Below are 19021 nucleotides of genomic sequence, written 5' to 3' on the forward strand. Positions count from 1 at the left end.
TCGTGCTAGCATAAGGATAAATCCTGCTTGGAGGTAAAGCGATGGCTACCCTTTATGTAAGAAATTTACCCGATGATTTGTATGCAAAGCTGCAAGAGTTAGCGGCATCTGAACACCGTTCCATTAATGCCCAAGTTATAACTCTGTTAGAGCAAGCTTTGAAGACTGAAGCGCAGCAAGCAGAAGACCAGAAACGGCAGAATGTACTTAAAGTCCTAGAAGAAAGTTGCCAGCGTCGCCGTGTGAATCCAGCAGACTTCGCATTACCTGATAGTACTGAAATGATTCGAGAAGACCGCAACAGATGACCATTCCTCTTAGATGCGTGGTGGATACCAGTGTGTGCATCAAATATTTTATCTCTGATCCACTAACCTCCAAAGTTAACCAACTGTTTGATCACCTTGCCAATCCACAGACAGAAATGTTTGTCCCAGACCTTTTTTACATTGAGTGTGCCAACGCCTTATGGAAGTATGTCCGTGCAAGGATGTACACTGGTGCTGAGGTTCAGGCAGATTTAGCTACTCTCAAAGCTTTTCCCTTGCGTGTTGTCTCTACGGCTGATTTGATGGCGGATGCAGTTGCGATCGCATTAAATTATGGAATCTCCGCCTACGATGGCTCTATGTAGCACTTTCACAGCAGGCAGGTGCTACTTTGTTGACTCTCGACGGTAAGCTGGTGAAAGCTTTAAATGCCTCGTCTTACAGTGTTTCCTCGTTTAATGACTTCGAGATTCCGCCGTTAGAGTCAATGTAGAAGCGATCGCTTTTCCTCACCCCAAAGCATTAGATAAGACTAAACATCTCGATATAAACTCAGAATTGGGAGAATAGAATTTTTCTCACAGATTTATTTAGTTGCAATAAAATTAATTTGTACAGGGGATAAACCTGCTATTTTTTAATATTCAATTGTCAAAAATGTCTTTTACTTATAACCGCACGGTTCGTTTTCAAGATACTGATGCTGCTGGGGTAGTTTATTTTGCTAACGTTTTGGGTATTTGCCATGAAGCTTATGAAGAATCTTTAGAAGCATCAAGTATTAATCTCAAAGATTTTTTTACTAATCCATCTGTAGCTTTTCCTATTGTTCATGCTAGTGTCGATTTTTTGCGTCCTATGTTTGTTGGGGACAAGTTACTGATTAGTTTAATACCGCAAAAAATAGGTGTTGAGAAGTTTGAAATTACTTATGAAGTAACAGTGGCTGAGGTGGTAGTTGCTAAGGCTATTACTAGGCACGTTTGTATTGATGCAAGTAGTAGAAGTAAGCAGGAATTACCTGATGAGATAGTTCAGTGGTTGGAGACGAACCGCAGAGACGCAGAGGGCGCAGAGAGAAGAAGGTCGAGGGAGATTATGTGATGGGATTTTGGATGAATTCTGTGGCTATTTGTTGTAATTGTTGGCGGTTAATTTTACCTTGGGAGTTACGGGGTAAGTATTGCTGGGGAATCCAATATTTAGGAATTTTAAATTTGCTGAGTTTGTCTTTGAGTAGGGTTTGAATTTTTAAGGCGGAGATATCTGATTTTTTGGGAATGTAAATCGCTGTTAAGGCTTGTCCCCAGTGTTTATCTGGGATGCCGATGACACAAATATCGGCAACCATTTGAGTAGCTTGTATAGCTGATTCAATTTCTGCTGGATAAATATTTTCGCCACCTGTAATAATTTTATCGCTGTTACGTCCGACAATATTTAAATGACCTTGGTTGTCTAAAAAGCCTAAATCATCTACTTGAAAATCAGCTTGATTATCTCTGGTTATTGGATAGTAACCAAGAGATAAAGATTGAGCATGAATAGTGATATTTCCTATTTGATTAGAATTTAAAATCTCGCCTTGCTGATTGCGAATAGTTACTTTGGCATGGGGAAGAATTTGACCACTGCTAATTTTACCACTCAGAAAATCATCTGGTTTAAGGGTGGCAATTTGAGAGGCGGTTTCTGTCATACCATAGGTCGGTGCTAACCGGATGCGATAAAATCGGGCTTTTTCTAAAAGTTCGTTCCATGCTGGCGCACCTCCCAAAAGTACAGTATTAAATTGGGATAACCATTTAGTTAATTCTGGATTTTGCAGCAGGCGTTGTAACTGCGTTGGTACTAAAGATATGAAAAATTCTGATTGTTTAATATTCAATATTTGACCAGATTCTAATACTTTGAATGGCAGAATAGCTAGTTTACCTCCGGTGATGAAAGAGCGCATAAATTGCATTAAACCGCTAACGTGATATAGCGGCAATACACAAAGCGAATTGACTTGGATTAGTTGAAAGTATTCTGTAAATCCTTGTACCGATGAGATGAGAGTTTCCCAGGTGTGGATGGAAAATTTAATTTGTCCTGATGAACCACCTGTAGGAATCATAATGCTATTAGGAATTGGGCATTGGCTATTATTATTATGCCCATTCCCCATACTTCGACTTACCTCGACTTCTCTACGAGACGCTACGCGAACGCTCGGCACAAGTCGCTCAGTACAAGTTCCCCATTCCCCATTCCCCATTCCCAAAACAATATCTGGGTGTACTAAATCAAAGACTTGTTGCCATTCTTGTGTTCCCCAGTCGGGGTTACAAAGAAAAACTGGACAGTTAGCAGCACAAGCGGCAATAAAACTTGCTAAAAATCGTAATGGTTCGCGTTCGGCTAAGATAATTTTTGGTGGTGTTCCATACGCTGATAATTGTGTTAGTTCTAAATATAATTCTTGAGCTATTTGATTAAATTGACGGCTGTCATAACCGATAAGCCAATCATCATGAACCAGATTATTAAGGCAGTCTAGAGGTCGTTCCATAAAGTTTGAAACCACGTTTCTTCTTGTTCAAAAAAATGGTCGATGCCAAAACCAATTGCTCTATTATTTCGGGATAATTCGGCTGCTATTTGGAGTGCTGCAAGTCTACCGATCGCAGTTTCAAGTACTGATGAAAATACAGTATCAATTTGATGCTGGTGGCAAAACTTTCTCAGACGAGATGGCGATCCGACTATCCCAGGCTTGATGACAAAAATCTCTCGCCAACCTTGTTGATGACAGGCGGCGAGTTGTTTAAGCGTGGCGACAGATTCATCTAAAGCGATCGCAGTTTCATAACTCGTACTCAATTCCAACATCTGCTGAAATTGTTCAACAGGTAGTGGTTGTTCGATAAATTCAATTTCTAGGGGTAGTTCTGCATTTGCCTTGAGATTGTCGCAAGTCCGCAGCCATAAGTTAGCTTCTTCATAGCTGAGTCCACCGTTAGCATCTAATCGCAGTTTGGTAGAGGCTGGTAAGATGCGTGTTAGTGACTCAAAAATTTTTAGTTCATCAGCGATCGCATCCACACCAATTTTCCACTTAAACGTGCGATATCCCTTTTGCCATAGGGTTTCCCATTGATTCAAAGCCGCTTCCCCAAATGGTAATAAGGCACTGAAAGATTGGGCATTGGGCATGGGGCATTGGGCATTGGGCATTGAGAAGAATTCATTTCCCCACTTCCAACTCCCCCACTCCCACGCTGACTCAAAGCCAAATTGACAAGCAGGTAACTCATCTGGGATCGAAAAAATTGTTTCGTCTGTGATTTCTCCTGGAAGTTGGCGACAAAAATCTAAGACTTGTTCTAGGGTTTCGGAACCAAACCAACTAATAGGGGCAATTTCTCCCCACCCGACTCTAAGAGTTTCATCAGTAAGCCGGAGAATAATACCTTCACGAATATCCCACTTACCATGATTAGTAGTAAGTGATCGCAAAAATCTTCGCTGATATGGACGAAATTCAAATCTGTAGTCATTAGTCATTAGTCATTAGTTATTTTCCCTTTGTTTCAATGCCCAATGCCCAATGCCCCATGCCCCATGCCCAACTAAAGAATAAATCCCAAGCCAAACAGCAAGCAAGCCCAGAAATGCACGGCTACGGCGATGAATTTACAGTTACTAACTTTGTCGGGCTGGTTGTGATTTTCTTGGACATGGCGGCATAATTTGACAGCGAAGGGTAAGCTTACCCAACTCAGTAATGTCCAACCTGGAGAAATTCCCAATAGCACAAATAGCAAGGTGAGAGGATAAATGCTAGCAGTAAACCAAACTAGGACTTGGGCCCCTTTTTGGGTTCCGAGACGGACGATAGGCGATCGCTTACCTGCGGCTATGTCATCCTTAACTTGGTGAAAATGTGAGCAAAATAAAATTAAGGTTGTGGCAATCCCGACAATTACTGAGACTGCTAAACTTGTCATTGACCAAGTTTGCGTTTGGCTGTAATAGGCTGCCTCTACTGCTAAAGGGCCAAAGGCAAAAAAGCAAAGAATCTCGCCTAAACCCTGATATCCTAAGCGAAAGGGAGGCCCTTGGTACATATAGCCTAAAACACAGCATAGTAGAATGATGGCGATGACAGTTAGGTCTTGTTGCCAAAAAGCGATCGCTAGTATGCCCAGCAACCCCAAACCTAAACACAAATTTCCTATCCAAAATACTAATGGCTTATTGCTAGTCAAATTCACCAGAGAATGGTGCTTATTTTGATCGATACCTGTTTCAGAATCAAAGACATCATTACTGATATTTTCCCAGGCAAGAATTAAGATTGCGGCAATTACAAAAGTAGAAAATACTGCACCATTGAACACTTTAGTTTCTGCAAATGCAACTGCTGTTCCTACCCAAATGGGCATAATGGCAACGCTGTACATTGGCGGTTTAATCGCTGCCATCCATAACTTAGTGCTTGGATATAAAATTTGCTTGGTAGTCATCAGTTGTGATTAATTAAATTACCGGAATATTACTCACACTTGAGATTTTATGATTTAAAGAGACGCTAGATTTTGGTGATATATAAACAAATATCACTTGTTAACCTTGTGTTGTTAACACTCACCCTCACATTGCAATCTCAGGCTGAAACTGTCTTATTATGGTCTAGGAACACCATGAACAAAGTAAATCCTACGCTGGTAAAATGGCAACTTAATATGTTACCTGTAAAAATACGACCACGATTAATTACACTTTAGGAAGTAACTTAAAAAAAATTTACTATCGTTAGATCCATGACAGTTTCACCATGTCGTAACAACTTGTTTGTAGAGCGCAAAGATTTATATCAATTTTTGTTATTAGTCCAAGAAAAGTGCCTCCAAAATAATGACAAGCAAATTGTCAGTATCTCTCAAGAGATCGATTTAGTTGATCCTTTACTTGTATTGGATCGACTTACACAAGCAAATGAAATAAATTTTTACTTTGAGGACAGAGCTAAAGGCGAAGCGATCGCAGCAATTGATTCTGTAGCAAAATTACAGATTGATGGTGCAGATCGTTTTGCTCAAGCTGAATATTTTATCAAATCTTGTCTAAAAAATATAATTAATTTTAGTAACGCTAATCAACCTTTTTCTGGGCCTCACTTTTTTTCTTATTTCAGCTTTTTTGATAAAAACATCCAAGTCGATTATCCATTTCCATCTGCTACCATTTTTCTTCCACGTTGGCAAGTAGCTGTTAAAAATCAGCGTTGTATATTAGTAACAAATATAATTCTTAATGAAAATACAAATATTCAAAGGTTGTTGGAGAATGTGCAAAATAAAATTGAATTTATCCAATCTTTAGAATATTACTCTCCTAATATTGATTCTTTTCCGAAAAACTTATACAAGAAATCTGTCACAAATGCTACTCAATTTAAACGTTCAGTAGTGTCTGTTTTGGAAAAAATTCGGTCTAGTCATTTAAGCAAGATTGTTCTAGCAGATATATTAGATGTAAAATCAAGCAATCATTTTGACTTAATTAAATCCTTAAATAATCTTAGGCAAATACATCCTAATTGTTATATCTTTTCTACAAGTAATGGCAAAGGACAAAACTTTATTGGTGCAAGTCCAGAAAGATTAATTAGTATTAATAATCAACAGTTAATTACAGATGCTTTGGCTGGTTCTGCACCACGAGGTAAAACTCCTACTGAAGATGCAGCTAATGCCAATCGCTTGTTAAATAGTGAAAAAGAAAAGCACGAACATTCACTAGTACTTAATTTTATAACTCAACGTCTATCTGAGCTAGGTTTATCACCTCAGATATTAGCGCCTCGGCTACGACAATTATCTAACATCCAGCATTTATGGACACCTATAAGTGCGATAGTTCCTGCTAACATCCATCCATTAAAGATTGTCGGACAATTGCATCCTACACCAGCCGTTGCGGGTGCAGCCCAAGATGTAGCTTGTGCCGAAATTCGTCGTTACGAAAGCTTTGAGAGGGGTTTATATGCTGCACCTTTAGGTTGGATAGATTCTCAGGGTAACTGTGAGTTTATTGTGGGAATTCGTTCAGCATTAATTAATGGCGATCGCGCGAGATTGTATGCTGGCGCTGGTATCGTCGCTGGCTCCGATCCTGACAAAGAATTTGCAGAGGTGCAGCTTAAACTTCAGGCGTTATTGAAAGCGTTAGTTTAAATTACATACAGCCTCACTTCCTGAAAAGTTAGTTCTATAGTTCAGAAAAGTACTCGACAGTTAATCTGTTAAGTAAATTTTTTGCATCCTCATAATTAATAATATCCTTGTATATTTCTATAAGTTTTGAATAAATTTCTATAACTCTCTTACATCCAGATAAATCCGATTGTTTATAATAAATTTCAGCCGATTTATATAAATCTTCAATTATTTCAGTTGGGATAAATATACCGTCAAAAAACTGAACACGAAATCTAATCGCTATGTAGAGCTTACATAAAGCTCTCCAAAAATAACTATCTGGATGATCTGGAATTAGTTTAATTGTATTATTATAATCATCAATAGCGCTATCACAGTGACTAACTGCCAAAAGGCCATCACGATATTCATCAATTTTATTTAAGATGTCAATGCTTTCTTGATTGGTGGTAAAATTATCATAATATGGTTCAAAATAAGTTTGACCTCTCACAAAGTAAGCTAAACCTAAATCAGAATTAACATCAATAGCTTTTGTACAGTCGTAAATTGCCTTTTGATAGTCTTTCAACTGCCAGTAGCAATACCCTCGTGCATAATATCCCAACCCTGATTTATCATCAGGAAACATATACAAAGCTTTATCAATATCTATAACTGCATCTTGAAACTGCACCTGTTTAATGTGATGACAGAAATTGTTAACTATATATGAAAACAAAGTTTTATTTGACTCTGGATTGTTTGATGATATTAATAGTTCCTCTACTTCCTTAAAAGAAATTAATCCTTTATCTAACAAAAATTCCAAGGATGAAAATATTTGATATTTTCTCTTTGAATGACTAAGTTGCTGTTCAATCTTCTTGATTTTTGTGTACTTATCATTTGCGAGTGCTAAGTACCACCGCATTGCACTTTCACCAAAAAGTTTATCTCTTTTCCTTAAATTGCAACGGTTGTGAGTAGGAACCAAATTATAATAACTATTGATATGAAACTCATCTTGGAGTCCATAATTATTTTTTATTCTTTCAAAATCATCAGGGTTGAGACTTTCAGGAATAATATGGTCAATCTCCAAACATCTGAAATCTACTGGCTTTTCACAATAAAAACATCTTTCACTATGTGCTTTCCAAATAGCTATTGTTTGGATTGATGTTAATTTATATTTAGACATAGATAAGTGATTATTTAATTGAAGTTTTTAGTTTAGTTGGCAAACAAATTAAAATAAAATTTATTATCATTAATCATTTTATATTATTACAATAATATAAAAAATTACACCGAACTTATCGGTGTAATTATAGCATTTTAATAACGCTTGATGTGAGGACTTTTTACACTAAGTCTCGATGAGTAAAAGCTTTAGCATTAGCCCCGGTGTAAGTAGCGACAATATGTCCATCACCAGTCATTTGATATTTGTATGTCACTAATCCTTCTAAACCAACGGGGCCACGGGGAGGCATTTGTTGCGTACTAATCCCTACTTCTGCACCGAAACCATAACGGAAACCATCAGCAAATCGGGTAGAACAATTGTGGAATATATTGGCTGAATTTACTAGTCCAAAGAAAGTTTCAACAGATGTTGAATCTTCAGTAATAATCGCGTCAGTATGACGAGAACCGTATTCGTTAATATGTGCGATCGCATCTTCTATAGAGTCTACAATCTTTATTGACAAAATATAATCGCTATATTCTGTTTCCCAGTCTATTTCTGTTGCAGATACAATGTTCGGTAAAATTTTCAAGGTACGTTTATCGCCTCTTAATTCAACATGGCGTTCTTGCAAAGCATCAGCAACTTTTGGTAAAAATTCTGTAGCAATTGATTGGTGAACTAGCAAAGTTTCAATTGCATTACAAACAGCAGGATATTGGGCTTTGGCATCGACAGTAATCGGAACTGCTTTAGAAATATCAGCAGCTTTATCTATATAAAGATGACAAATTCCGTCAGCATGACCTAGTACCGGAATGCGTGTATTTTCCTGTACAAAGCGTACAAAGGAATTAGAACCTCTAGGGATAATTAAATCCACATATTTATCTAATTTCAAAAGTTCTAAAGTTTCTTCTCTAGTTGTCAGTAACTGTACCGTATCTGGGTTAACAGCAGTATGTGACAATCCTTGCTTAATTGCCTTAACTATCGCTTCACAAGAACGCACCGCTTCTTTGCCACATTTGAGAATCACACCATTTCCCGATTTGATTGCTAAGGAAGCAATTTGAATCGCCGCCTCTGGACGTGCTTCAAAAATAATCCCCAAAACACCTAAAGGACAAGTAATTCGTTTGAGAATTAAGCCAGTGTCAAGTTCGCGGTGAATCTGCACTTTACCAACTGGATCGTCTAGCTTACCGACATCTTGTACCCCAACGATCGCATCTCTTAATTTATGTTCATCCAACTGCAAGCGCTTATAAAGCGGTTTGGGAATTCCTTCGGCATTAGCAGCTTCACAATCAGCAATATTTGCTTGTAAAATTTCATCTTTAGCTGATTCTAAAGCTTGCGCGATCGCAATAATTGCTTGATTTTTTGCCTCAGTGGAGAGAATCGCCAGTTTACTTGCAGCTTTGCGGGTTTTTTGGGCGATCGCAATTAGGGGAGAACCAATATCAAAAGTAGTCATAGCAAAAATCTTTACTTTTTCTTCATCTTATCAATCTGAGTCGATCGTTGCTTATCGTCTTCCCCCAATCGGGTGAACCATCTGGGTAATCAATAATTACTCTGATCGGGTGAAGCAAAACCTGGTTCAAAAAACTTATTCTGTGAATATGAAACACAGAGACGGCAGAAGTAACAACTTCGGGGTTATATAAATATCTTAAGTATTATTACAGGCATTATTTGAAAGCCTTAAATATGATTTATGCGTACCATAGGCTAGAGAGACATTTATGTTTCTCTGGTCTTTTACTTTAGTAGACAATTTATACTGCTGGCTATGCTTTCGGGTTTGCTACTTCAACGATGTTTACCAAGAAAGGCAGAGGACTAGTACGTTAAACTTCTTTGCTGCTTTTAACTAGGTTCGCCACTACTTTCACCAACTTATCTGGCTCGATGGGCTTAGATAGATGAACTTCAAATCCAGCTTCCAGAGCCAGGTTGCGTTCTTCATCTCTAGCATAAGCCGTCAGTGCTACAGCCAGAATCTTTTCCCCACGAAGGGCTTCCTGCTCACGAACTTGGCGAATCAGCGAATAACCATCCTCATCTGGCATTCCGATATCACTGACTAAAACCTTTGGTCTTAATCGCATCAACGCTTCCAAAGCTTCACCTACTGAGCTAACCGATGTCACCTTTGCTCCTGATTGTTCAAGAACAAAAGCAATTAACTCACGAGTATCGGCACTATCCTCTACAAGGAGTATTTGCAAGCCATCGAGCGCTAAGAGATTATTGACTTTTACTTGACTCTCTTTAATTAACTGCTCTGATTGCGGTTCTATTAGAGGTAACAGGACTGTAAATGTCGCTCCCAGTCCTTCCCCTTCACTAACTGCATAAACTGTGCCAGAGTGTATTTCTACTAAGTGGCGTACAATTGCCAGCCCTAGCCCCAAACCACCGTCGACTCTAGTAGTTGTGCTATCAGCTTGACGGAAGCGCTCAAATATATAAGGTAGAAACTCACCACTAATTCCCTTACCTGTGTCAGAGACAGAAATCTGAGCATTTGAGTTTACCTGCTTCAGACAGACTTCAACTCGGCCCCCGCTAGGTGTAAACTTGACGGCGTTAGAGAGCAAATTCCAGACTACTTGTTGGAGGCGTTCTGCATCACCCATAATCTCACCGACTGACGAGTCAAGGTTAGACTCAACTTGAATATCTTTAATCTCAGATGTGGGATATATAGCTTCAATCGCCGTGTTAATTACAATTACAAGATCAACTTTACGAAGATTTAGGCGGATTTTACCTTGTACAATGCGGGAAATATCGAGGATATCATCAATCAGTTTGCTCTGAAGTTTTGCATTCCGCTCGATTGTCTCCAGAGCCTTAGAAGTAATTGCCTCATCCAGTTTTCGATGACGAATTATTTGAACCCAACCCAGCATTGAGTTGAGAGGTGTACGAAGTTCGTGAGAGACAATTGCTAAAAATTCGTCCTTAATGCGGTTAGCTTCCTGAGCTTGCCAATAAAGCTGTGCATTTTCAATAGCAGACGCTGCACGTTGGGCAAGTTGTTCAGCCATTGCTAGGTCTACAGTAGTGTAATACCGCCCTAATTGTGTAGAGGCAAATACAATTGTCCCTAGCTTGTGTTGACGCACTTGCAATGGCACAACCATATAAGACTTAACTTGCAATAAATTAAGGTATTCATCGTTCCATGCTTTTCTTTGTAATGAATACTCAAGAATGTTTGCAACCAGTTCTGGCTTACCAGTCCGTAGAACCTTCGGTAGCCCATAATCAGCATCAATAGAAATTGGATAGCGTTGTCGAAGTTTTCGGACTAGTGCTTCTTTCTGTGGGTCAGATGCAGCGATGACTGGGTTATTGAAAGCTGCCGAATTATTTTCAACGACATCCACAATGCACCAATCTGCGAGGGTAGGCACTGCTAATTGGGCGACGGTTGTTAGGGTATTGCGGTAGTCTAAGGAAGATGCTAGTACACGACTTGCTTCAGCTAAAAAATTAGAGCGCCTTTGTGCAGCTTCGGCTGCAATCCGAGCAGCTTGCTCACGCTCAAATAACTGCTCACGCTCCGACTCTAAACGCTTACGCTTGCTAATATCGCGCATTAGCCAGCGTAGAGCAACTGGCTTACCCAAATCATTACAGACGGTAACTACTGTCAAAGCAACATCAAAACAAAGTTTTTCCCGTGGTTGCAAACACACTTCCCATTCTCCGCCCCGGTCGAGATGCTGCAACTGAGTTAGGTAATTAAAAAAAGCTTGATGATCTGACTGTCCAATAAAACTAACCAACGGTTTCCGAATCAAAAATCGCTGTGAGATATTAAGTAAGATAGTAGTGGCCTGGTTAGCTTCAAGGATAGTCCCATAAGTATCAGTTACCAAGTAACCATCAGGCGCAAAATCAAATAATTCTTGGTAGCGCTGACGCTCCTTCTCTACTGCGATTCGTGTTGCTTGTAGTTCCTCAGAGGCGATTTTCATTTCTTCTAAGGCGATTTGAAGTTCTGCAAAAGCTTCTGTTGTTAGCTCTTGTTGCGAATACCGCTCACTTGCAGTACTTTGCAATAATTTCATCACCTGTGAGCGCAGTATTTCTATTTGCCGACTAAAATCGTCTACATTCATGTTGCTCACTTTGCTAAACCTAAAAAGCGCACGTGAGGAAAGAATCAAGCAAGTATCATTCCGACTGTACGCTCAAAGCGGAACTCAAAACTATTGCTCAAAAGATAGAGGTTTGTCTTGCCAAGGCAAGTTAGACCAAGTGAATTAAACACAATGTAATGGTTTCAACCTCTTACTAAGATGCTATAATAGCCAGCTAGTAAAGAAATCTACCTAGAGTACTGTACAGCTAGAAACATAATAGGTAGATTAAAGTAAATTTTTTTATAGCTTAAGGAGGGCCTGATGGTTACAGCAACAGTACCAGGACAACAGGTCAAAATCGGCCCAACCAAGTTGCTGATTAATAATGAGTGGGTAAATAGTGTCAGCAATCGCCGATTTGAAACAATCAACCCAACTACAGGTGAGGTAATCTGTGAAGTCTCAGAAGCAGATGCCCCAGATGTAGATAAAGCAGTACAAGCAGCCCGCAACGCCTTCACTAATGGACAATGGAGAAAAATATCTGCCACCCGTCGCGGCGAGTTACTTTACAAGTTAGCTGATTTAATTGAGCAGAATATCGATGAGTTGGGGCAGCTAGAAACTCTCGACAACGGTAAGCCATTACAAGATTCATTCGGTGACTTGAGGTTAGTCATCGCTTGCTACCGTTACTATGCAGGTTGGGCTGACAAAGTACAAGGTAAAACTATTCCGATTAACAGGCCATACTTTTGCTAGCCATGAACCGGTGGGTGTCGTGGGTCAAATTATCCCGTGGAATTTCCCCCTGTTAATGCAGGCTTGGAAGTTAGCACCAGCTTTAGCAACTGGTAATACAGTAGTTCTCAAAACAGCAGAACAAACACCATTATCAGCACTGCGGGTAGGCGAGTTGATTATTGAGGCTGGTTTTTCGCCTGGTGTGGTGAACATCTTATCAGGATACGGCCCAACCGCCGGGGCTGCGTCTACGCAGGTTCCCACGATGCCATATTCTTTAACCAAGGGCAATGCTGCTGTGCTGGTTCGCGGCTGTTTGTCGAAGAGAAATGTTATGACGAGTTCGTTGCTAGAACTGTAGAAAGAGCAAGAGCGCGGGTTGTCGGTAATCCTTTCGATGCCAAAACAGAACAAGGGCCGCAGGTAGACAAAGACCAATTCGATCGGGTGATGAGCTATATCGAATCTGGAATGCGCGAAGGGGCCGAGATGCTATGTGGTGGTAATCAAGTTGGCGACAAAGGTTATTTTATTGCACCCACAGTCTTTGCTGGTGTCCGCGATGACATGAAGATTGCCCAAGAGGAAATTTTTGGGACAGTGATGAGCATCATCAAGTTCAAAGATATTGATGAAGTCATTCAACGGGCGAATGCCACCATGTAAGGGCTTGCTGCCGCAGTGTGGACTCAGGATATCAAAGCCCATGCGATCGCTAACAATCTCCGGGCTGGTACTGTATGGGTAAATTGCTACGACGTATTTGATGCTGCTGCACCCTTTGGTGGATTTAAGCAATCTGGTATTGGGCGAGAACTAGGCGAATATGGCTTGCAGCAATATACCGAAGTTAAGACCGTTACCATCAAATTGTAGTACGACTTGAATTTAACTTTAGCCATATTCATCCCCCTAAATTTAAAAAAATCTGTTTTAGGGGGATGATGAATGTGATATTTAATCTGGGGTGGGCATCATAAATATGCTTTGCATACTACCTCAAGATAATTCTGATGATAAATGCGATCGCTACTAAATTTCGCCAACTTATAGCTGCAAGAAAAAGCCCGATTAGTTATTTTGACAGACATAACCACAAAAACAAAACTAAGCGTTCCATAGCGCTGTATACCTGCGTAGGATTAGTAAGTGCAATTTTGGCATTGTTGTTAATCACATCCCCAGGACTGGCCCAAAAACCGGAACCCCAACAATCCCTAAAACTCCAACAACCGTTATTAGTAGCTACACGAGTTATACCGCCCTTTGTGCTATCAAACAAAGGTGAGCTATCGGGATTCAGTATCGACCTCTGGCGCAGCATCGCTACCCAAATAGGTATAGAGTCTAAATTGATTGAATATTCCAGTGTACCAGAACTGATTTCTGCTATTAAGGACAACAAAGTCAACTTGGGAATTGCAGCTATCTCGATTACAGCCGAACGCGAGCAAAATTTTGATTTCTCATTACCCATTTTTGCTAGTGGGCTGCAAATTATGGTACGCAATCTAGAGAGTAAAAACAGTGCCTTTCCAAATATTTTGCAATTGTTTTTCTCTACTAGCCTCTTGCAGGTAATAGGCGTTGCCCTAGTGCTAATTGTCATAGCAGCTCATATTATTTGGTTATCCGAGCGCAATCACAAAGAAGGGATGATTTCTGAATCATACTTTCCTGGCATTTTTAAAGCTTGTTGGTGGGCAGCAGCCACATTAGCGACTCAAGCCGATGAAATGCCCAAGGGAGTGCTGGGACGTTTCATAGCTATAGTCTGGATGTTCATCGGAGTCCTTTTTGTCGCCTACTTTACAGCCAGTGCGACTACTTCATTAACAGTGCAGCAACTTCAGGGCGATATCAGGAGTATAGACGATTTACCTGGCAAGGTAGTGGCTACAACTGCGGGCAGCACAGCGGCGACATACTTGCGAGAACATCATATTTCAGTTTTAGAAGTCCCCAAAATTGAGGAAGCTTACAAAGCTCTGCAAACAAAAAAAGCTGATGCTGTGGTGTTTGATGCACCTGTACTCCTCTTTTATGCTGCCAATGAAGGCAAAGGGAAGGTAGAGATTGTTGGCAGTATCTTGCGTGAAGAAAGCTACGGAATAATTCTGCCTAATAACAGTCCCTACCGCAAACCAATTAATCAGGCTTTGCTGAATCTTAAAGAAAATGGCACTTATCAATCGCTATATGATAAGTGGTTCGATCCTAAAAATTCTTAAATTTTGCTGAAAAATTAGAGTTACCGGGGCTAGGGCGTGTTTTCAAAGTCTTAGATCCCCCAACCCCCGATAAATTGGGGGGCAAAAACCTCTCAAAGACAAACATACAATGATTTTAAGCATACTTAATGTAATATAAATAAATATAGTACCGACAATATACTTATGCGTCCCGTATGCTAGTATCCTCCAATACAACGGTATTGACTATGCCTCTATTTTTTTGCTTCAATACTAAGCACGCAAAATTTATGTCTTACTAACATTAAGGTTTTCTAATATTATTTTAGGGCTGGTGATATGTAAGTCTGCTATTCATCAAAAATAGGACTTACGCAAAATACCCTGCGGGTACTCCGTTGGAGAACTCGTAGAGTAGCCACTCTGCTCCTAGATGAATTGCCCTTACCAAAGAATGAGGGTTTTGACTATTGTTTGCGTAAGTTTTAAAAAAGTTACAAAACGTCTGTAGTGAGCGATAAATCACTAAATTTCAAAGGCTTTAGCCCTGACTACAAACTACTAGTTCATATTTGCAATTGAAGTCTATTTTGACAAAATAGGGAAACAATCATGCTACCAAGTAATAGAGGGAACTTCCAAAAACACAAACTAAAATTTTTTGATTTTGAAATTCCACTTGCACTTAAATCTGTCAATTTCTCTTGTTTTGTTATCGGATAAAGTTTATCTTTTTTTGGGTCTTGGATGACTCAAATTGCTTTAGTATGGCTAGTTTATCAATTAACTAATTCGGCTGTATTAGTTGGTGTAGCTGGATTTACAAATCAAGCTATGGGTTTGATTATTACTCCTTTGGTAGGAGTATTGCTAGATCGCTGGAATTTACGATATGTTCTACTAGCTACTCAGCTAGTATCGATTTTACTATCTTCTACCCTGACCTTTCTAACTCTTAGCAACAACATCAATGTTGCATGGATTATTGTTATTGGCACGCTTCAGGGAATAGTAAAAGCTTTCGATTTACCAGCACGTCAGGTAATTATTCCCAGACTTTTGGATAAAAAATCAGATACTTATAGTGCGATGGCTTCCCATTCATTCTTGATTAATACAGCAAAGTTTGTTAGTCCCATGATTGGGGGTTTCCTGATTGCTCGATCTGGTGCAGCTTCTTGTTTTTTAGTAGATAGTATTAGCTATTTACCCTTTATATCTGCAATATTAACTATCAAGGTAAACCCAATTATCAATAATACATCAAATCAAAAAGCCCAAATTTGGAAAAATCTTAAAGAAGGCTTTGTTTATGCATACGATTTTTTACCTATTAAACATTTATTGATCTTACAAATTGTTATTTGCTTTATGGGGATAACCCATGTGAATTTAATCCCGATTTTTGCTCAAGAAATTTTGAAGGGGAACGCTGAAACTATGGGTTTTTTGATGACAGCTTCGGCTCTTGGTTCTATAGTTTCAGGTATTTATCTCATCTCCAGAAAAAATATCATCGGATTAGGAAGGGTTATAGCAACTTCTGCCGCGATTCTCGGTTTAGGTTTAATCGTATTTTCTCAATCAACAAATTTAGAGGTTTGTCTAGTATTTATGTTTATTATAGGTATGAATAATACTCTCACTCTGGCTTCTCTTAATAACTTTATGCAATCCATTCTTCTTGATGAAGATAAAAGAGGTAGAGTAACCAGCATCTTTACAACTGGTTTTTTAGGAATCCTGCCTTTTGGCAATTTGTTTTTTGGAGTATTAGCAGGTCATCTTGGTGTTACCAATGCTTTATTATTTGGCGGGATTTGTTGCATTATAGGAGCATATTTTTTTAGTAGACAACTACCGAAAATAAGAAAGGTTTTGTATCCAATTTATGCAGAGTTGGGCTTGCTTCCACAGCCAAATAAAGGCTAAATGTCGTTTTGATAGCAGCGATCGCCTCTGATACTTCATCAAAACCCAGCGTGTCGCGTTTCATCCTCAGCCTCAAGCGCGAAAGACAACACTGTGCGTGTGTTTCTATAAGGCTTTCACGCTATTGCTAAATTTCTTAGAAAAACTCTTGATTTTCATTACCGATTGTGAGAGAGTCTGATTTAACATCCACAAAGTCCTGTAAATCGATAAATTTGCCGTATTTTAGCGGTTTAACTAGAAGCAAGCGGTGGTTTTAGCTGTGCTTTAACCCCGGAAAGATGCTATCAGACTGAATACAAGTACAGAAGTATAACAGCCATCTGATGAAGGCATCATACCAGGACTGAATGTCTATATAACTTTCAGGAGAATCATCTTCTATGCAAGTTGCCTTCCAGTAGAGTAACCACAGATTTCATCCCAATCTGGTGAAATTGCCCTGCTTCTCTGGAGTTGGGTGTCTTATGTATGGCTAGTTGTTCTAGCTTTCAGATGCTCATGTATTCACTCATGACTATATTTTTGCCAGTGGAGAACATCTCATGCAAGTAGATCCTAATTCTCATCAAGGTTCCGAGCAAGATACTCAGGCTAATAGCGAAAGAGAGAAACTGAAACAACCCCGTGTAAATAGCAAACGTTTTTTTGGTAGTCACGCCAGCAGACGCTCGTTTCTCGGCCGCGCTGGTTTATTTAGTGCTGCGAGCCTTGTTGCAGGAGTTTTCGGTTCACCTTTCTCCTCAAAGAAAGGAGAAGATGTTGTACAAGCTCAAGATATTAACAGGCGGTATAATAGACCATTCAACTACAACAGTTTTGTTGATAAAGCCTATCGAGTCCGTGTTGAAGCAGCCAGAGTTGAACGAAGTATTCCCATTCCGCCGCATCCGACTAACGGTGATGAGGAGCGTTATGCCAACAAAATCGGCTCTGACAGTAGGGGATTAATGTACCGTAATGCTTTCGCGTCTCAATAGCAAGATTCATGTATCTAATTCAGTAACGCCTGATTTTTAGCAAGGTTGTTAAATTTAATACGTCATAACTTACTTACGATAGAGAATCAATGATTACTCTAGGTTATAGCGTTAAAAAACAGTACAAGCCCTGTACGCTGGAAATTCTACCCTCTCTAGTGCCAGAGTTAAGCTAGTACGCATCTAAATTGCACATTTTTTCGTTAAAACTGTCATTTGTCATTAGCTATTGACAAAAGACAACTGATAAATGACTAATGACAAAGGACGAATTTCACGAATAAATAAGCAATTAAAGTGCGTAACAGCCTAGCAATAATTGCAGTTTGCTCCAGAAGCTGAGTATGACAAAGGCATTCCCAAGCATAGCAAGGCGCTTGAAAAGTACAGGAATCAAGTTGTTGAAGATGGGAACCTTCCTAATAAGCCGTTTTATTGCAAGCTGGAAACGCTACTTTCTGGGTGACACTGTTGATGTTCGCCCCTCCACGTCTCCTTCCTTTGATGTCCGTCCCTCCTTAGCTGGTCCAGTCCTCAGCTTAGGTGGGGGTGGTCCCGATGTTGATGATGCTATTCAGTGGATGATTAACCAAGTTAGAGGAGGTAATAACTCTGGCACTAAAGTTAATGTTGTCGTTCTCCGCACTAATGGTAATCACGATTACAATCGGCTAATTTATGCTATGAAGGGCGTAAACTCTGTAGAAACTCTTCTGGTTAGCAATAGACAAGAAGCAAACAAAGCTGATATTTATGAAAAAGTCAGAAATGCTGATGTGATTTTTTTTGCTGGCGGCGACCAATGTCAGTACATCCGCAATTGGAAAGATACCAAGCTTGAGGCTGCTGTTAAGTCAGTTTACCTGAAGGGAGGTGGTGTTGGTGGCACTAGTGCGGGTGCGATGATCCAAAGTGATTGTGTCTATGATGCTTGCGCTTCTTCAGAAAAAGGCATTGAAACTAGAGACGCACTTGAAGATCCTTACCGGGATATCACCTTTACGTACAACTTTTTCAATTGGAGTAATTTAAAAGGAACTATCGTAGATACGCACTTCGATAGGCGGGAAAGAATGGGTCGAATTATGGCTTTCATTGCCCGTCAAATTAAGGACGGTGTATCTAGCAGTGTTTTAGGCATAGCGGTTAGCGAAAGTACATCGGTTCTTGTGGATAAAAACGGTTTGGTGAAAGTTATGGGTAGGGGTGCGGCGTACTTTGTACTTGGTAATCACATACCGGAAGTATGCGAACCCCGAACGCCTTTGACCTTTTCTAATTACAAAATTTGGAGAGTTCGCAGCGGCGACACCTTTAACTTAAGAAACAGACCAACCTCTGGGTACTATCTCAGGAGTGTCAAAAGGGGACGGATTGATTCAAATCCATATTGAGTGGGGAGTTAGAAGTTAGGA

General features: G+C 39.8%; 16 protein-coding genes and 1 pseudogene. 11 read left to right on the forward strand and 6 right to left on the reverse strand.

Translation table 11 applies throughout. The annotated features are described in order from the left end of the window. The first annotated feature begins 41 nt into the window (after positions 1-41). The 3 genes from NPUN_RS32835 (at position 42) to NPUN_RS32845 (ending at position 1373) form a co-directional block, all read left to right on the forward strand. The gene (locus NPUN_RS32835) at positions 42-308 is read left to right on the forward strand and encodes a FitA-like ribbon-helix-helix domain-containing protein (protein ID WP_012412659.1); all 267 of its coding nucleotides are present in this window, start codon (positions 42-44) and stop codon (positions 306-308) included. Continuing rightward, entirely contained in the window at positions 305-634 is a 330-nt protein-coding gene (locus NPUN_RS32840; RefSeq protein ID WP_012412660.1) for a type II toxin-antitoxin system VapC family toxin, read from the forward strand. The genes NPUN_RS32835 and NPUN_RS32840 overlap by 4 nt, the downstream gene beginning before the upstream one ends. A 292-nt stretch (positions 635-926) precedes the next feature. After that, a complete protein-coding gene (locus NPUN_RS32845; RefSeq protein ID WP_012412661.1) occupies positions 927-1373 on the forward strand; it encodes an acyl-CoA thioesterase in 447 nt (148 codons plus the stop codon). Here the strand turns inward: NPUN_RS32845 and NPUN_RS32850 are convergent. The 3 genes from NPUN_RS32850 to menA all read right to left on the reverse strand — a co-directional run bounded on the left by NPUN_RS32850 (position 1366) and on the right by menA (position 4780). Next, on the reverse strand, positions 1366-2823 hold the full coding sequence (locus NPUN_RS32850; protein ID WP_012412662.1) for a 2-succinylbenzoate--CoA ligase: 1458 nt from the start codon (positions 2821-2823) through the stop codon (positions 1366-1368). The two genes, NPUN_RS32845 and NPUN_RS32850, sit on opposite strands and share 8 nt — an antisense overlap. After that, positions 2808-3818, reverse strand: coding sequence for an o-succinylbenzoate synthase (locus tag NPUN_RS32855; protein ID WP_012412663.1), 1011 nt, complete (start codon positions 3816-3818; stop codon positions 2808-2810). Before NPUN_RS32855 ends, NPUN_RS32850 begins: the two co-directional genes overlap by 16 nt. A 65-nt stretch (positions 3819-3883) precedes the next feature. After that, complete coding sequence (gene menA, locus NPUN_RS32860; protein ID WP_012412664.1) at positions 3884-4780, reverse strand: 2-carboxy-1,4-naphthoquinone phytyltransferase; 897 nt, start codon at positions 4778-4780, stop codon at positions 3884-3886. Between the two features lie 297 nt (positions 4781-5077). On the opposite strand from menA, the gene NPUN_RS32865 reads away from it, so the two are divergent. After that, entirely contained in the window at positions 5078-6493 is a 1416-nt protein-coding gene (locus NPUN_RS32865) for an isochorismate synthase (RefSeq protein WP_012412665.1), read from the forward strand. Positions 6494-6527: 34 nt separating this feature from the next. On the opposite strand, the gene NPUN_RS32870 is transcribed toward NPUN_RS32865, so the two are convergent. The 3 genes from NPUN_RS32870 to NPUN_RS32880 all read right to left on the reverse strand — a co-directional run bounded on the left by NPUN_RS32870 (position 6528) and on the right by NPUN_RS32880 (position 11794). Continuing rightward, on the reverse strand, positions 6528-7661 hold the full coding sequence (locus NPUN_RS32870; protein WP_012412666.1) for a tetratricopeptide repeat protein: 1134 nt from the start codon (positions 7659-7661) through the stop codon (positions 6528-6530). A 163-nt stretch (positions 7662-7824) separates the two neighbouring features. Further along, entirely contained in the window at positions 7825-9132 is a 1308-nt protein-coding gene (locus NPUN_RS32875) for a glutamate-5-semialdehyde dehydrogenase (protein WP_012412667.1), read from the reverse strand. 376 nt (positions 9133-9508) lie between these two features. Beyond that, complete coding sequence (locus NPUN_RS32880) at positions 9509-11794, reverse strand: PAS domain-containing hybrid sensor histidine kinase/response regulator (RefSeq protein WP_012412668.1); 2286 nt, start codon at positions 11792-11794, stop codon at positions 9509-9511. Between the two features lie 285 nt (positions 11795-12079). On the opposite strand from NPUN_RS32880, the gene NPUN_RS44335 reads away from it, so the two are divergent. The 7 genes and pseudogenes from NPUN_RS44335 (at position 12080) to NPUN_RS32905 (ending at position 19000) form a co-directional block, all read left to right on the forward strand. Then, positions 12080-12520: an aldehyde dehydrogenase family protein gene (locus tag NPUN_RS44335; protein WP_272913948.1), complete on the forward strand. Its 441-nt coding sequence runs from the start codon at positions 12080-12082 to the stop codon at positions 12518-12520. Positions 12521-12539: 19 nt separating this feature from the next. Further along, positions 12540-12863: an aldehyde dehydrogenase family protein gene (locus NPUN_RS44340; RefSeq protein WP_272913949.1), complete on the forward strand. Its 324-nt coding sequence runs from the start codon at positions 12540-12542 to the stop codon at positions 12861-12863. Then, positions 12815-13378: pseudogene (locus tag NPUN_RS44345) on the forward strand (aldehyde dehydrogenase family protein). The gene NPUN_RS44340 and the pseudogene NPUN_RS44345 overlap by 49 nt, the downstream one beginning before the upstream one ends. Before the next feature lie 137 nt (positions 13379-13515). Beyond that, complete coding sequence (locus tag NPUN_RS32890; RefSeq protein WP_012412669.1) at positions 13516-14733, forward strand: transporter substrate-binding domain-containing protein; 1218 nt, start codon at positions 13516-13518, stop codon at positions 14731-14733. A gap of 708 nt (positions 14734-15441) precedes the next feature. Continuing rightward, positions 15442-16626, forward strand: a complete 1185-nt coding sequence (locus tag NPUN_RS32895; protein ID WP_012412670.1) for an MFS transporter — start codon at positions 15442-15444, stop codon at positions 16624-16626. Between the two features lie 545 nt (positions 16627-17171). Next, positions 17172-17606 carry a hypothetical protein gene (locus NPUN_RS32900; RefSeq protein WP_012412671.1) on the forward strand — a complete coding sequence of 145 codons (435 nt, stop codon included), beginning with the start codon at positions 17172-17174 and terminating at the stop codon, positions 17604-17606. A gap of 344 nt (positions 17607-17950) precedes the next feature. Continuing rightward, positions 17951-19000, forward strand: coding sequence for a cyanophycinase (locus NPUN_RS32905; protein WP_012412672.1), 1050 nt, complete (start codon positions 17951-17953; stop codon positions 18998-19000). Positions 19001-19021 lie beyond the last annotated feature (21 nt).

Source organism: Nostoc punctiforme PCC 73102, assembly GCF_000020025.1.
Lineage (GTDB): Bacteria > Cyanobacteriota > Cyanobacteriia > Cyanobacteriales > Nostocaceae > Nostoc > Nostoc punctiforme.

Excerpts from the sequence above, each read along its gene's own strand:
- NPUN_RS32875 (WP_012412667.1), bottom strand. The coding sequence starts at position 9,132 with ATGACTACTTTTGATATTGGTTCTCCCCTAATTGCGATCGCCCAAAAA.
- NPUN_RS32845 (WP_012412661.1), top strand. The coding sequence starts at position 927 with ATGTCTTTTACTTATAACCGCACGGTTCGTTTTCAAGATACTGATGCT.
- NPUN_RS32895 (WP_012412670.1), top strand. The coding sequence starts at position 15,442 with ATGACTCAAATTGCTTTAGTATGGCTAGTTTATCAATTAACTAATTCG.
- NPUN_RS32855 (WP_012412663.1), bottom strand. The coding sequence starts at position 3,818 with ATGACTAATGACTACAGATTTGAATTTCGTCCATATCAGCGAAGATTT.
- NPUN_RS32880 (WP_012412668.1), bottom strand. The coding sequence starts at position 11,794 with ATGAATGTAGACGATTTTAGTCGGCAAATAGAAATACTGCGCTCACAG.
- menA (WP_012412664.1), bottom strand. The coding sequence starts at position 4,780 with ATGACTACCAAGCAAATTTTATATCCAAGCACTAAGTTATGGATGGCA.
- NPUN_RS32870 (WP_012412666.1), bottom strand. The coding sequence starts at position 7,661 with ATGTCTAAATATAAATTAACATCAATCCAAACAATAGCTATTTGGAAA.
- NPUN_RS32865 (WP_012412665.1), top strand. The coding sequence starts at position 5,078 with ATGACAGTTTCACCATGTCGTAACAACTTGTTTGTAGAGCGCAAAGAT.
- NPUN_RS32890 (WP_012412669.1), top strand. The coding sequence starts at position 13,516 with ATGATAAATGCGATCGCTACTAAATTTCGCCAACTTATAGCTGCAAGA.
- NPUN_RS32900 (WP_012412671.1), top strand. The coding sequence starts at position 17,172 with ATGCAAGTAGATCCTAATTCTCATCAAGGTTCCGAGCAAGATACTCAG.
- NPUN_RS44335 (WP_272913948.1), top strand. The coding sequence starts at position 12,080 with ATGGTTACAGCAACAGTACCAGGACAACAGGTCAAAATCGGCCCAACC.
- NPUN_RS32850 (WP_012412662.1), bottom strand. The coding sequence starts at position 2,823 with ATGGAACGACCTCTAGACTGCCTTAATAATCTGGTTCATGATGATTGG.
- NPUN_RS32905 (WP_012412672.1), top strand. The coding sequence starts at position 17,951 with ATGACAAAGGCATTCCCAAGCATAGCAAGGCGCTTGAAAAGTACAGGA.
- NPUN_RS32835 (WP_012412659.1), top strand. The coding sequence starts at position 42 with ATGGCTACCCTTTATGTAAGAAATTTACCCGATGATTTGTATGCAAAG.
- NPUN_RS32840 (WP_012412660.1), top strand. The coding sequence starts at position 305 with ATGACCATTCCTCTTAGATGCGTGGTGGATACCAGTGTGTGCATCAAA.